13 protein-coding genes are annotated in these 14,347 nt (G+C 59.9%); 5 read left to right on the forward strand and 8 right to left on the reverse strand.

Features of this window, described 5'->3' with window-relative positions; genetic code table 11:
- Positions 1 to 5: 5 nt before the first annotated feature.
- Positions 6 to 782 (reverse strand): AraC family transcriptional regulator, encoded by a 777-nt coding sequence (locus ACP39K_RS01775; protein ID WP_330764912.1) that lies wholly within the window; start codon positions 780 to 782, stop codon positions 6 to 8.
- 101 nt (positions 783 to 883) lie between these two features.
- Between ACP39K_RS01775 and ACP39K_RS01780 the strand changes: the two genes are divergently transcribed.
- Positions 884 to 2,041, forward strand: coding sequence for an MFS transporter (locus ACP39K_RS01780; RefSeq protein WP_497008262.1), 1,158 nt, complete (start codon positions 884 to 886; stop codon positions 2,039 to 2,041).
- Here the strand turns inward: ACP39K_RS01780 and hrpA are convergent.
- Positions 2,019 to 5,906 (reverse strand): ATP-dependent RNA helicase HrpA, encoded by a 3,888-nt coding sequence (gene hrpA, locus ACP39K_RS01785; protein ID WP_497008263.1) that lies wholly within the window; start codon positions 5,904 to 5,906, stop codon positions 2,019 to 2,021. The two genes, ACP39K_RS01780 and hrpA, sit on opposite strands and share 23 nt — an antisense overlap.
- Before the next feature lie 269 nt (positions 5,907 to 6,175).
- Here hrpA and azoR point away from each other — a divergent pair, with 269 nt between their 5' ends.
- Entirely contained in the window at positions 6,176 to 6,781 is a 606-nt protein-coding gene (azoR, locus tag ACP39K_RS01790) for an FMN-dependent NADH-azoreductase (protein WP_016927576.1), read from the forward strand.
- Positions 6,782 to 6,900: 119 nt separating this feature from the next.
- On the opposite strand, the gene ACP39K_RS01795 is transcribed toward azoR, so the two are convergent.
- The 4 genes from ACP39K_RS01795 to ACP39K_RS01810 form a co-directional block, all read right to left on the reverse strand.
- Entirely contained in the window at positions 6,901 to 7,224 is a 324-nt protein-coding gene (locus ACP39K_RS01795) for a YdbL family probable chaperone protein (protein ID WP_048796882.1), read from the reverse strand.
- Between the two features lie 8 nt (positions 7,225 to 7,232).
- Positions 7,233 to 7,430: a YnbE family lipoprotein gene (locus ACP39K_RS01800; protein ID WP_004930472.1), complete on the reverse strand. Its 198-nt coding sequence runs from the start codon at positions 7,428 to 7,430 to the stop codon at positions 7,233 to 7,235.
- On the reverse strand, positions 7,427 to 10,039 hold the full coding sequence (locus ACP39K_RS01805) for a YdbH family protein (RefSeq protein WP_244757602.1): 2,613 nt from the start codon (positions 10,037 to 10,039) through the stop codon (positions 7,427 to 7,429). The genes ACP39K_RS01800 and ACP39K_RS01805 overlap by 4 nt, the downstream gene beginning before the upstream one ends.
- 324 nt (positions 10,040 to 10,363) lie before the next feature.
- Positions 10,364 to 11,188: a LysR family transcriptional regulator gene (locus ACP39K_RS01810; protein WP_197754945.1), complete on the reverse strand. Its 825-nt coding sequence runs from the start codon at positions 11,186 to 11,188 to the stop codon at positions 10,364 to 10,366.
- 139 nt (positions 11,189 to 11,327) lie between these two features.
- Between ACP39K_RS01810 and ACP39K_RS01815 the strand changes: the two genes are divergently transcribed.
- The 3 genes from ACP39K_RS01815 to hslJ all read left to right on the forward strand — a co-directional run bounded on the left by ACP39K_RS01815 (position 11,328) and on the right by hslJ (position 13,232).
- A complete protein-coding gene (locus ACP39K_RS01815; RefSeq protein ID WP_016927572.1) occupies positions 11,328 to 11,618 on the forward strand; it encodes a putative quinol monooxygenase in 291 nt (96 codons plus the stop codon).
- A 142-nt stretch (positions 11,619 to 11,760) separates the two neighbouring features.
- A complete protein-coding gene (locus tag ACP39K_RS01820) occupies positions 11,761 to 12,753 on the forward strand; it encodes a 2-hydroxyacid dehydrogenase (protein ID WP_016927571.1) in 993 nt (330 codons plus the stop codon).
- Positions 12,754 to 12,803: 50 nt separating this feature from the next.
- Positions 12,804 to 13,232, forward strand: a complete 429-nt coding sequence (hslJ, locus tag ACP39K_RS01825; protein WP_497008264.1) for a heat shock protein HslJ — start codon at positions 12,804 to 12,806, stop codon at positions 13,230 to 13,232.
- A 23-nt stretch (positions 13,233 to 13,255) separates the two neighbouring features.
- Here the strand turns inward: hslJ and ACP39K_RS01830 are convergent, their stop codons facing one another.
- The gene (locus tag ACP39K_RS01830; RefSeq protein ID WP_016927569.1) at positions 13,256 to 13,510 is read right to left on the reverse strand and encodes a DUF333 domain-containing protein; all 255 of its coding nucleotides are present in this window, start codon (positions 13,508 to 13,510) and stop codon (positions 13,256 to 13,258) included.
- A gap of 477 nt (positions 13,511 to 13,987) precedes the next feature.
- A complete protein-coding gene (ssmE, locus tag ACP39K_RS01835) occupies positions 13,988 to 14,320 on the reverse strand; it encodes a multidrug efflux SMR transporter SsmE (protein WP_497008265.1) in 333 nt (110 codons plus the stop codon).
- Between the last annotated feature and the right edge of the window lie 27 nt (positions 14,321 to 14,347).

Here is a 14,347-nt window from a genome sequence, read left to right on the forward strand (position 1 = left end):
CTTTTTCAGCCTCCTTGCATATAGCGCCGCGGCGTGGTGCCGGTGAACTGACGGAAAAACGCGATAAACGCACTGTCGCTGGAAAACCCCAACCGCTGCGCCACCGCGCTGACCGACGGCAACGACGCCAGCAGTTCGATCGCGCGCATCAGCCGCCACTGCTGGCACCACTGCTGATAGCTCAGGCCGGTTTCCCGCTGAAATAGCCGCGTCAGCGTTTTGGCGTGCAGGTGCAAGCGCTGCGCCAACGCCGCCAACGCCGGCAACTCGTCGCTCTCCGACAGCGTCGCCAGCCAGGCGGCAAGACGCTTATCCTGCGGCAGCCGCAACTGGGTATTCTCGCGCTGCGCCTCGCCCAACTCATTGATCAGCACCGCCAGCAAATCGCGCGCGTGGGGCTGTGCCAACGCATAGTCCAGCGGCCAGTGCGCGATGCGCTCGACGATCGCCGCCAACAGCGGGTTTACCGCCAGCACCGTTGCCTGTGGCGGCATGGCGGCCGTCAGCGCCGGATCGAAATACAGCGAGCGATACGCGACGCGGCCGCGCAGCTGCACCCGATGCGCAATGCCGCCCGGTATCCAGACGCTGCGCGTCGGCGGCAGAATCAGCCACTGCTGCGCCAACGTGACCGTCATGCACCCCTGCGGCGCATACAGCAGCTGCGAACGCTGATGCCAATGCAGCCCGGAGTCGTGATCCGCCAGTGCCGCCGCGATGCCGAGAGCCGGTGCCGGCAGCCGATCCGGGTCGAACGGGTGATGCTGTTGAATCAGCGCCATCAGACTGTCCTATACCTGTTGTTTTTTGTCCGGATGATTGTAATCGAACAAAACGCCGCTCCCTATACTGGCCGCCTTAACTTTTAGGGAGAATGTGCATCATGCAACGCTTATCTTTGCCGCTGCTCGTCACCGCCATCATGACGCCGCAGCTCCTGGAAACGCTGTACAGCCCGGCGCTCACCGCCATCCGCAGCGACTTCGGCGTCAGCGCCGCGCAGGCCGGGCAGACGTTATCCATCTATTTCTTCGCCTTCGCCCTCGGCGTCGCCTTTTGGGGAGCCTTCTGCGATCGGTTCGGCCGCCGTCCGGCGATGCTGGCCGGCCTGGCGCTCTATCTGGTCGGCGCCGGCCTCGCGCTGCTGAGCGGCAGTTTCACGCTGTTGCTGGCCGCCCGTGCGCTGATCGCCTTCGGCGCCGCGGTCGGCTCAATCGTCACGCAAACCATGCTGCGTGATGTCTATCAAGGCCCCGCGCTGGGGCGCATGTTCGCGCTGGTCGGCATCGCGCTCTCCATCAGCCCGCTGCTGGGGATGTTCGCCGGCGGCGCGCTGGTCGCCTGGGGCGGCAGCGCGGCGATTTTCAACGCACAGGCGGCCTGGGCGCTGGCGCTGCTGCTGTGGAGCTACGGCACATTGCCGGAAACGCGGCGGCGGCAAACCGCAACGGCTGCCGCGCCGGGCATTGCCCTGACGGCAATACTGCGCGATCGGCACATCTGGTGCTCGGCGCTGCTGGTCGCCAGCTTCAATATCATGGTGTTCAGCTACTTCAGCCTGGCGCCGTTCATGTTTGAAAGGCTGGGGTTGAACAGCCAACAATTTGGCTACTCGGGCGTGATGCTGGCTTTGGGCAGCCTGGCGGGGGCGCTGTTGAACCGCCACCTGCTGGCGCGCGGCGTCAGCGCCAAACATCAGATCCTGCTGGGCGGTTTGCTGGCGGCGGCCAGCGGCGTGGCATTGTTCTGGTGGCAACACAGCCTGTGGATGCTGCTCCCCTGCGCGCTGGTGATGCTGGCGTTCGGGTTGGCTATCCCGAATGTGCTGAGCCAGGCGCTGAGCCGCTACCGGCAGCAACTCGGCACCGCCGGCGCGTTATTCGGGCTGCTGTACTATCTGTTGATCGGCCTGGGGCTGACGATCGCGGCGCGCGGGCAGGACTTGGCCGCCACGCTGCTGCTGTGCGGCCTGTTGAGCCTGTGGTGCGCCGGCCGCTTGCCGGCCGGTGCGCCCGAGCTTAACCCGAAAGCTGCTCGATAGTTTGCAAAATGCGCTTGTCGGAAATAGGGTAAGGCGTGCCCAACTGCTGCGCGAACAGGCTGACGCGCAGCTCTTCGATCATCCAGCGCACCGCCTTCACCTCTTCCTCCTGCTGTCGCTTCGGCGGCAGCTTTTTCAACCACTGCTGCCACGCCTGCTGCACCTGCTCCACCCGCAACATCTGCGCGCGGTCGCGGTGCGGATCGATAGCCAATTTTTCCAATCGGCGCTCGATCGCCTGCAGGTAACGCAGCGTATCCGGCAGGCGTTTCCACCCGTTGCCGGTCACGAAGCCGCGGTAGACCAGCCCGCCGAGCTGGGTCTTGATGTCCGACAGCGCCAGCGCCAACGACATGTCCACCCGGCCCTTCAGCCGTTTGTTGATGTTGAAGACCGCCGTCAGGATCTGTTCAACCTGCTTGGCCACCTCGACGACCGTGTCGTTCAGCTCGGCGCGGATCTGCTCCTGCAGGCGCGCAAAGCCTTCTTCTTGCCAGACCGGGCCGCCGTGTTCGGCGATCAGCTTGTCGATGCCGCACGAAATGCAGTCGTCGATCAGCTCCAGCACCTTGCCGTACGGGTTGAAATAGAGCCCCAGCTTGGCCTTGTTCGGCAGCTTTTCATGCAGGTATTTGATCGGCGAAGGAATATTCAGCAACAGCAGGCGGCGCGTGCCCTGCCACATCGCCTGTTGCTGCTCGATTTCGCTGTCGAACAGGCGGATCGCCACGCTGTCCTTTTCATCCACCAGCGCCGGGTAAGCCTTCATCGAATAGCCGCCGCGCTTCTGCTCGTAAAACGCCGGCAGTTGGCCAAAGCTCCAGACATGCAGATTGCTCTGCTCCAGCCCGTCGTCGGCCACCGCCGACAGCGTCTCCTGCACCTTCTCTTTCAGCTGCAGGCGCAACGCGGCCAGGTCTTTGCCTTCGCGCAGCGTCTGGTTTTTCTCTCCCACCACGCGGAAAGTCATCTTCAGGTGATCGGGCACCTGATCCCACTGCCAGTCATCACGTGACACGGTCACACCAGTCATGCGCCGCAGCTCGCGCTCCAGCGCGTCCAGCAGCGGCAATTCCAGCGCCGTTACGCGGCCCAGGAACGCCTCGGCGTAGTTCGGCGCCGGCACGAAGTTGCGACGCACTGGTTTCGGCAGCGACTTGATCAGCGCAATCACCAGCTCACGGCGGATGCCGGGGATTTGCCACTCGAAGCCCTGCTCCTCCACCTGATTGAGGATCGGCAGCGGAATATGCACCGTCACGCCGTCGGCGTCGGTGCCCGGTTCGAACTGATAGCTCAGCCGCAGCTTGAGATTGCCCTGATGCCAGAAGTTCGGGTAGTCGAGCGCGCTGATCTTGTTGGCGCCGTCTTTGATCAGCATCTCTTTTTCGAAGTTCAGCAGATCCGGCTGCTGTTTGGCCGCGTTCTTCCACCAGCTGTCGAAATGACGGCCGGACACCACGTCGTTGGGGATCCGGCGATCGTAGAAGCCGAACAGCGTTTCGTCGTCCACCAGAATATCGCGGCGGCGCGATTTATGCTCCAGCTCTTCCACTTCGGCGCGCAGCTTTTGGTTGTCGCGGAAGAAGGCGTGGCGCGTCTGCCAGTCCCCCTCCACCAGCGCATGGCGGATAAACAGCTCGCGGCACAGCAATGGATCGATGGCGCCGTAATTGACCTGGCGCGCCGCGACGATCGGCAAACCGAACAGCGTGACCTTTTCGCTGGCCATCACCGCCCCCTGCGACTTCGACCAATGCGGCTCGCTGTAGCTGTGTTTCACCAGATGCTGAGCCAGCGGCTCGATCCATTCCGGTTCGATGCGCGCGGCGATGCGCCCCCACAGGCGGCTGGTTTCCACCAGTTCGGCCACCATGGTCCACTTCGGCGGCTTCTTGAACAGGCCGGAGCCGGGGAAGATCGAAAAGCGGGCGTTGCGCGCGCCGGTAAATTCCTGCTTGTCCGCATCCTTCTGGCCAACGTGCGACAGCAAGCCGGTCAGCAGCGCGGTGTGCACGCTGCGGTAGTCGGAAGGCGTGCTGTTGATCGGCAGCCCCAGCTCTTTCACCACCTGGCGCAGTTGGGTATAGATATCCTGCCACTCGCGCACCCGCAGGTAATTGAGGAAATCGTTGCGGCACAGCCGGCGGAACTGGCTGGAAGAGTTCGCCTTTTGCTGCTCCTGCAGATAATCCCACAGGTTGACGAACGCCAGGAAATCCGAGTCTTTGTCGGCGAAGCGGCGGTGTTTTTCGTCCGAGGCCTGCTGCTTGTCCATCGGGCGCTCACGCGGATCCTGAATCGACAGCGCGGCGGTGATGATCATCACCTCGCGCACGCTGCCGCTCTTCTGCGCTTCCAGCACCATGCGCGCCAGACGCGGGTCGATCGGCAACTGCGCCAGTTGGCGGCCTTGCGGCGTCAGCTGATAGTGGCCGTTGTCGGCGGTGGCGATCGCCCCCAGCTCTTCCAGCAGGCGCACGCCATCCTGAATGTTGCGTTTATCCGGCGCTTCGACGAACGGAAACGCGGCGATGTCGCCCAGCCCCAGCGAGGTCATCTGCAGAATGACCGACGCCAGGTTGGTGCGCAGAATTTCCGGATCGGTAAACGCCGGCCGCGACAGGAAATCCTGTTCGGAGTACAGACGAATGCACACCCCTTCCGACACGCGGCCGCAACGCCCTTTACGCTGGTTGGCGGAGGCCTGCGACACCGGCTCGATCGGCAGGCGCTGCACCTTGGTGCGGAAGCTGTAGCGGCTGATGCGCGCGGTGCCCGGATCGATGACGTATTTGATGCCCGGCACCGTCAGCGAGGTTTCCGCCACGTTGGTGGCCAGCACGATACGGCGGCCGTGGTGCGACTGGAACACCCGATTCTGCTCGCTGTTCGACAGACGCGCATACAGCGGCAGCACTTCGGTGTGCGGCAGATTGAGGCGGTTCAGGGCGTCGGCGGTGTCGCGGATCTCGCGCTCGCCGCTCATGAAGATCAGAATGTCGCCCGGCCCTTCGCGTCCAAGCTCGTCCACCGCATCGAAAATCGCCTGCAGCTGGTCGCGATCGGTATCGTCGCCGTCGTCGACCACCGGGCGGTAACGCACCTCCACCGGGTAAGTGCGTCCGGAAACCTCGATGATCGGCGCATTGTTGAAGTGGCGCGAGAAGCGCTGCGGATCGATGGTCGCCGAGGTGATGATCACCTTGAGATCCGGGCGCTTCGGCAACAGTTCGCGCAGGTAGCCGAGAATAAAGTCGATGTTGAGGCTGCGCTCGTGCGCTTCATCGATGATCAGCGTGTCGTACTGCATCAGCAGGCGATCCTGCTGAATCTCCGCCAGCAAGATACCGTCGGTCATCAGCTTGACCAGGGTGTTTTCCCCCACCTGATCGTTGAAGCGCACCTTGTAGCCCACGCTGCCGCCGAGCGGGGTTTCCAGCTCGTCGGCGATGCGGTTGGCGACGGTGCGCGCCGCCAGGCGGCGCGGCTGGGTATGGCCGATCAGCCCTTTCACGCCACGCCCCAGCTCCAGACAGATCTTCGGCAACTGGGTGGTTTTCCCCGAACCGGTCTCCCCGGCGACGATCACCACCTGGTGATCGCGGACAGCGTTTAAAATGTCCTGCTTTTTCTGGCTGACCGGCAGGCTTTCCGGATAGGTAATGCGCGGGCAAGACGCGGCGCGCGCCTGCACTTTTTGCCGCGCCGCCGCGATGTCGCTTTCCACTTCGGCGGCGACCGCCAGCTGGGCATCGGGATTTTTGATTTTTCGTGCGCCCTGCAGGCGACGACGCAGGCGTTGTTGATCGCGGAGCATCAGCTCGCCCAGTTGGGCCGGCAGTGCCTCGAGCGGAGATTTCACGTTCGGTGTTCCTTGTTTCATCGTGGCCAAGACCAGGCTTGGCAACGGTTTAATGTTTTTTTAGCGATTTTTTTGCTTTAGCCGCACAGCCTATCACAAACGGCTTTTTCCCCCTACTTTCGCGAGTAAAGCCTCGGCATGTTATTCAATAAAATCGAACGAAGATCTCGAAATATTGCGCTATCACTGTGGGTGGAATGTGAATAGCATGTACTTCATGCAAGGGACGCTGAGTCCTGATGTCACTGTCACAACGTAAGGAATTATCGATGAGCAACGTATTGGTTCTGAAATCAAGCATCCTGGCGACCTACTCTCAGTCTAACCAACTGGCCGATTTCTTCGTAGAGCAATGGAGCAACGCCCATGGCGGCGACACCATCACCGTGCGCGATCTGGCCGCACAGCCAATCCCGGTGCTGGACGGCGAACTGGTCGGCGCGCTGCGTCCTTCCGATGCTCCGTTGACCCCGCGTCAACAAGAAGCGCTGGCGCTGTCGGACGAGCTGATCGCCGAGCTGCAGGCCAATGACGTCATCGTGATTGCCGCACCGATGTACAACTTCAACATCCCGACCCAGCTGAAAAACTATTTCGACCTGGTTGCCCGCGCCGGCGTGACCTTCCGTTACACCGAAAACGGTCCGGAAGGCCTGGTGAAAAACAAACGCGCCGTGATCCTGACCAGCCGCGGCGGCATCCATAAAGGCACCCCGACCGACCTGGTAGAACCTTACCTGCGTCTGTTCCTGGGCTTCATCGGCATCACCGACGTGGAGTTCGTCTTCGCGGAAGGCATCGCCTATGGCCCGGAAGTGGCGACCAAAGCACAGGAAGACGCCAAGGCGGCTCTGTCTCAGGTGGTTGCTGCCTAAGACCCTGCGCAGGGGCGCCGTGCCCCTGCCGGACAAGAGGCAAGTCCTGTCAAACCTGCACTACCCTCATAATAATCATCTATCCGTATCTTTTGGCGCGCCAGACGGCGCGCTTTTTTTTATTTCTTCAGCCACTGCCCGTTGATGCCGCGCACATACTCGCCGCTTTGCGCGCGCGTCACCAGCTTTTGCCCGGCCATGCGCGCCACTTCGTCGACGGCGATATGGTTGCCGTCCGCCACTTCCTGATACTTCTCGGCGCGGCCGGCGTTGATGCGTTTCACCAGCGCCAGGGTTTCCGCGTCCTGCTTCACCGGCGCGATATAACCGCTCAGGGTTTCCCCCACCCGACCTTGCTGCTTCGCCTCATCCAGCGTCAACGCCATCGCCATGCCGCTGAACAACCAGGCGGCGCCGGCCAGCCACAAATAACGTTTTTTCATGTCGGCTCCTAGAACAGACCGCTTTGGGTTTTCAGCAGGTTTTCGACGTCCTTATCCACCTTGATATGAATTTCATGCTCGATCTTGACGTTCATATTGATGGTGATCGGATCCTTCGGCGTCGCCACCTCGATGCGCGGCACGCAGCCGCTCAGCAGCGAAACGCACAGCACCGCTGCCAGCGCCGACACACTCATGATTTTCATTGTTGCTCCCCAGGTTGTGAGAGGGCCTGCTCCAGCCACTCCTGTAAATTGTCGCCGAAGCGCAAACTGCGCCACAGCTGAAACACGTTTTCCTGATGGCGATAGTTCAGGATCACCTCGCGCTTGGCGCTTTTCTGCGGGTTGATACCGTCGATGCGCGCGCTCAGTGTCAGCTCGCCCAGGTTGTCGAGATCGACCCGGGCGTGCGAACGGTTGATTTCCATGTAGCGCAGCCAGTCGATCGCCGCGCCGGTCGCCAGGTTGTTGCTGCCGATGGCGTCGGCCATGTCTTTGTCCAGGCGCAGCGTCAATGTGCCGGCGTTGGCGATCCAGCCGTTTTGCACCAACCATTTCGGGTGATTCAGGAACAGCGGCAGCTCGCCGTCGACCCGGCCGGACATGGCGAACTGCTTCGGTTTCAGAGCGGTGAACAGCGCGCTGAGATCGACCTTGTCCAGCTTCAGCACCGCGGCGTCATGCTGCGGCAACCGCAGCGCCGACAGGCTGATATGCCCGTTGAGCATGTCCACGCCGACGTTGCTCAACGTCAGCGGCTGCCTTTCGCTATAAGGATAGGTGCCCTGCAGATCGGCGGAAATGTTCTGCATCTCGAACAGGTTGCTGAAAGACTTGATGCGCAGCGACACCGGCTGTTTGGCCCCCAATTGCCACTGATGCTGCTTGAACCGGTACGACAGGATAAAATCCAGGCCGCTCATCTCGCCGTCCTTCAGCCACATGCCGCCGTTTTTCACCACCCAGTGGCCACCGGCCTCGAACCCCTGTTCGCGCGCGGCGGAAAACGCCGACTGCGCGTAAAACTCGCCGTCGCGCAGCGTGAGATTGAGATCCGGCGCCAGCAGCGGTTGGAACACCTTCAGCGACTGTTTCGGCCACCAGGCTTCGCCGCGCAGACGTTCGCCGTCCCAACGGCCGCGCAGCGCGATCGGCCCAATCTGTTGCGCCTGCAGTTTGCCCTGCAGTTGGAAACTGTCCGGCGAACGGCCGTTTACCTGCAGCGCCAGCACCGGCGCCGGCAGATAGCCGCCGTCGCTGAAGCTGACCTTATCCGCCGCCAGCTGCAACTCGCCGTTGAACTGCGGACTTTGTTCATCACGCCGCCAGCGCAGCGGCTGATTGAGGCTCAGGCGCGGCGCGGCGACCGTCACCAGACCGTACTTCAACTTATCGAAGCCGGTGGAAAGTTTGTCGAGCACCAACTCACTGTCGCGCCAACGGCCGCTGCCGGCGACGTCCCAGGCGGCCTGCAGCGGCGGCAAGCGGCCATTGCCCCAGTAACGCCATTGCCAGTTGCCCTTGTCCGGCCAGAAATCCTGTGCCTGGCCGTCCAGGTGCAGCTTGAAGCGGCCCCAGTAACTGTCGCTGGCGCTCAAAATCGCCTGCAGGCGGCCGGTGATGCCGGCGGCGGTCACCTTCACGCCCGCCAGCGGCAAACGCGCCTCTTCCAGCGTCATTTCCGGCGTCACCTTGCCCCACAGGCGCAGCAGCGACCCCGGCTGCAGCACCAGCGTCGGGTTGAGAATGCTGCCGCCGATCACGCCCGGGATCGACGCGGTAGTGGAAAAGTCGGCCAGATTGGCCTGGCCGGTCAGTTGGAAGCGCAGATCGCTGTCGGTCAACCCCACCTTGCCCGGCCCGAGGGTGAGCACCGCATTGCCCTTGCCGTTGTGACCCGCAGTGATGACGTTCAGCCGCGCGCTGATCTCCGTTTCATCCAGCCCTTTGCTCCAATCGTGCAGCGCGATGCTGAGCCCGCCGTTCAACGGCTGCTCGCTGTACGGCCAACGCCACTCTCCCTGCTTAATGCTGACCCGCTGCGGCGAGACTTCCCACGGCAACACCGCCAGCGGGCGATCGTCACCTTTTTCGCTTACCGTCAACACGCCCTGCTGCTGTTGCCAGCGCATGTCCAGCAATACCGGTTTTTCCAGATAGGCGGTCTGCATTTCCCCCTGCAACGCGCCCTGCGTCGGCAGGCTAGCCAGATCCAACGGAATGGTTATCTTGCCGGCGAGGTGCAGCGGTTGCGCGCTGTTGGGCGGAACCACGGTCAGGCTCTGCAACGTCAGCTGCTGTTTTTCATCCAGCTGCGCCTCGGCGCTGAGATTCGGCCCCCGATAATGCAGACGTTGCCCGTCGGGGCCGGAGGAAAGCTGCAGCTTGCCGGCATAGCGCTGCCAGGGAATGAGCGTCAGGTCATTAATGGTGAGATCCAGCGGCGGCAGCTGTTGCTGCAGCTGATCGAGCGCCAGCGGCGCGCTGTTGGCGTCGCCGCTCGGCAGTTTTGACAAACAGGCGCTATCGACGCTGACCTTATCGCTCGACAGCTGCCAGCGGCCCTGGCGGTAAGCCAGCCGCGTCGGCCCGACGTTGGCCAACAGGCAATCTTGCGCAGTGAAACGCGCCCCCGCCAATGCCAGGCCGCCCTGGCGCCAGTGCAATTTGCCCTGCAATTCCAGGCGGCTCCCCGCCGGCAACCAATGCGATAACACCCCCGGCAGCCAGCGCGGCAAGGTTTGCCACAACGCCAGCACCAGGATTGCGCAGCCCGCCACCGTCCCTATGAATACTTTCAATCGCCTGGTCATTAAATGATTGCTTCGTTCCTGAGTTAGGCATTGGTTAAGTCTATGCCTGAATTGACAATAATGATGGCACGAATTTGACATAGGGTGAAGCCGAGCGGGCTCGCAGAAGCGATTTGCACCTTTTTGGCGCAAACGTGTGCGGAGTTGTAGATTTTCGTTACAACTACATCACATAAACAGGACAGTTTTCAGACTTTTGTTATTGTTGTTACCGTTGATGATTAATAGTCTTGCAACCATTCTAATAAAAGTTTAGCTGCTAGCTAACTGTGTACTAGAGAAGCCATTCCCCACACCCCCGTGGGGATTTTTTTGCCGTTAATTTCAAATCACGGCCTCAATAAAAGCCTGTACTATGCGGCTGTCGCTCGCTTTACGCCAGATAGCATAAATATCGCTGCGCATTTCATTCCCGCACTCGATATACGCCACCTCCCGCTGTCGCGCGAGGCTTTCAGGGACAAACGCATACCCCAACCCCGCTGTTACGCAGGCGAATATCACGTCGTAGCATTCCACCTCCAGCAGCGCGGCGGGGATGATTTGCTGCTTTTGCAGCCAGGCGTCCACCAGATGGCGATAGTGGCATTGACGCGAATAAACATAGAGATCGCTTTTTGCCAGCAACGCTGGCTGATACGCCCCGCCAATGAAGACCAAACGCTCCTGAAAAGCACGCCGGCTCTGCAGCTGCGGATGTTCTATCGGCCCATCTGAAAACACCACGTCCAGAGTCCCTTTTTGCAATTGAAACTCCAGATCCAGCGAATAGCCTTGCACCACACTCAACTGAACGCGGCGGTTCTGCGCACGGTAATGCGCCAACTTTTGCGGCAGATGATGACTCAAGGCGATATCCAGCGCGCCAAGCTTCAATTCACCCTGTACCGGATCCTGTTCAAGCTGCGCTCGCGCCCGCTCTTCGATAGCCAAAAAGCGCTTGGCCTTATGGTAAAGCGCCCGGCCTTCCGGTGTGAGCGACAGCCGATTGCGCTCACGATCAAATAGCGTAACGCCACACGCCGTTTCCAACTCTTTTAATTTCTTGGTCACGTTAGAGGGCACGCAAAACAGCCGCTCCGCCGCAGCCGTGAGACTCTCCGACTCCACCACCATGCAAAAGGTGACCAACTGAGCACGTTTCAACACCGCAAGCCTTCACCAAAAATGAATGATAACCGAACTTTATTTCACTTTTAATCAACCATCAAGCCCATAGAATCCTCGCAGTCAGCACATTGCTGCCTCCTGGAAATTCCAGTTTCATTATCGACAGAGGAAATAAACCATGATCACGCTCAACGTCTTTTTTCAGGTCAACCCGGCCAAACGCCCAGCTTTTCTCAGTCTGCTCAACACTATGGTGCAGGAATCCAATAAAGAAACCGGCTGCTCTTTTTACCAGCTTTGGCAATGCCAGAACGATGAAAACAGCTATGCGCTGATCGAAAACTGGGACGATAAGGCGGCGCTTTCGGCACACCAGAAAACGCCGCATTGGATCGCCTTTAACGATGCCGTCAACGGGTATTTGACCCATGATTACGATGAGCACCATTACACGGAAATCGCTCGCTAACATCGCGTGAACCGGCCCAATGCGGGCCGGTTTCATCCCCCTGTTTCATCGGACAAACCCCGTGCAGGACAAACCGCTAACCAATTGTCGAATTTACTAAAATCTGTTAAATTGATCACAAAATCACGGTGGAGAAACCACGATGAAATTGGCGATATACAGTACCAAACAGTATGACCGTAAATACCTCGAACTGGTGAACCAGCAGTTTGGCTATGAGCTGGAATTCTTCGACTTTTTACTCAGTAAAAAAACCGCCAAAACGGCCGCCGGTTGCAAGGCGGTGTGTATCTTCGTCAACGACGACGGCAGCCGTGAAGTGCTCGAAGAACTGGCGGCGCTGGGCGTCGAAATTCTCGCCCTGCGCTGCGCCGGTTTTAATAACGTCGATCTGGACGCCGCCAAAGAACTGGGCATCAAGGTGGTGCGCGTGCCGGCCTACTCGCCGGAGGCCGTGGCGGAACACGCGGTAGGCATGATGATGTGCCTGAACCGCCGTATTCACCGCGCTTATCAGCGTACCCGTGACGCCAACTTCTCGCTGGAAGGGCTGATCGGTTTTAACATGCACAATCGCACCGCCGGCGTGATCGGCACCGGTAAAATCGGCGTGGCGACAATGCGCATTCTGAAAGGCTTCGGCATGAAGCTGCTGGCCTACGATCCGTTCCCGAGCGAACAGGCGCTGGAACTGGGCGCGGAGTATGTCGATCTGAAGACGCTGTACGCGCAATCCGACGTGATCACCCTGCACTGCCCGCTGACGCCGGAGAACCACCATTTGCTGAATGCCGACGCCTTCGCGATGATGAAAAACGGCGTAATGGTGATCAACACCAGCCGCGGCGCGCTCATCGACTCCACCGCCGCCATCGATGCGCTGAAGCAGCAAAAAATCGGCGCCCTCGGGATGGACGTCTACGAGAACGAACGCGATCTGTTCTTTGAGGACAAGTCTAACGACGTGATTCAGGATGACGTGTTCCGCCGCCTGTCGGCCTGCCACAACGTGCTGTTCACCGGCCATCAGGCTTTCCTGACCGAAGAGGCGTTGACCAGCATTTCCCAAACCACGCTGCAGAACATCAGCCAGTTGGATCGCGGCGAAGCCTGCCCGAACCAGTTGAACGCCTGAGCGTAACCTCGGGGCGCCCTTGCGGCGCCCTGTTTATTTGAGAGAACGCGATGAGAAAAACCACGGTGGCCGCCCTTGCGGCGCTGGCCTTAGCGGGGTGCAGCATGAAACCACACACGGCCGTCACGCCAGGCGATCTGCTGCATCACAACTTCGTGTTGCAAAGCGTGGATGGCGACACGGCAAAATCACCGGCGGGCGGCGGGCTGCTCAATCTGGAGTTCGGCGAGAACCTGCATGTCTCCGGCACGATGTGCAACCGCTTTTTCGGTCAGGGGCAATTACGCGACGGCGTGCTGACGGTGAAATCGCTGGCCACGACGCGCAAGCTGTGCCCTGATGAGCAGCGAAACCGCTGGGAGCGGGTGATCGGCACCGTGCTGGAAAACGGCGCCGAAGTGACGCTAAACGCACAGCAGCTGACGCTCACCGGCAGCGGCCACACGCTTATTTATACCCTGCGCGATTGGGTGTATTGATCCTGCAGGCCAGGCGCCGGGGCTTACCCGGCGCAGCTGCCCAGGGCCAGCGTGCGCTCTTCGCACTGCTTGCCGTTCGGCATCTGGCACATGCGCAGCGCTTCACCATTCAAATTGTGCGCGATGGTGGTAACGCCACCGACCGCCGCGCAACCGGTGCTGGTCTGCAACGTATTGATTCTGGCACTGTTGCCCTGCTGTACTGGCTCTTCGTTATTGCTGCTGCAGGCGGCTAAAAGCAGCACGGCGCTGGCAAGCAGCCATTTTGATGTCGTCATTATCCCACTCCTGAACCCGGAACTGCGCTGTGTAAAATCGCCATTGCTGATAACGCGCGTCACTTGGCGGACACGTTTCGCTATCTTTGATGCAAACTTGTTTAATCTAGCTCGATATATAAATAATGAAAATATATTCCAGCCATTATTTGTCGTTTTTTTGCGCCGGCCGGACATTTATTTTGTTTGCAGAATATTTCCGTGACGGCGCCACTCGCTGCCAGGCGCTGGCCGCACGCAAAAAGTGATAACGTCACCGCTGCCATCGAGGAAGTTTTTCCCGCGACATTGGTATTAATTATCTTCGCGTGCTTTCATTGCGGCGGCGCATTTTTTGCTACCGGAGAGAACGATATTTGCGTCTATGCTGGCGGCGCTAAGTAATTAGCATTCCACTATTTTCAGTGAATGATGACTGAATTCTTCAACCGGCGCGACTTGCTGTCACGCCGGCCTTTTTTTACATTAAAATAACACTCAGTGCACCGAGGCTTTCGACAGTAAATTAATCACCAGCACGCCGGCAATAATTAATCCCATGCCGACGATCGCCGGCCAATCCAATTTTTGCTGATAAATGAACACTGCGGCGACCGACACCAGCACGATGCCCATGCCCGACCAAATCGCATACACGATGCCCAGCGGCATGCTTTTGACCACCATCGACAGCCCCCAAAACGCCACGCCATAGCCCAGCACCACCAGCAGCGACGGCCACAGGCGGGTAAAGCCCTCAGAGGCTTTCAACATGGTGGTGGCGATCACTTCCGCGACTATCGCCATCGTCAAATACATAAATGCGTTCATGGTTTTCTTCTGTCAATTTGCCGATGC

This window comes from Serratia sp. EC4, assembly GCF_059652115.1.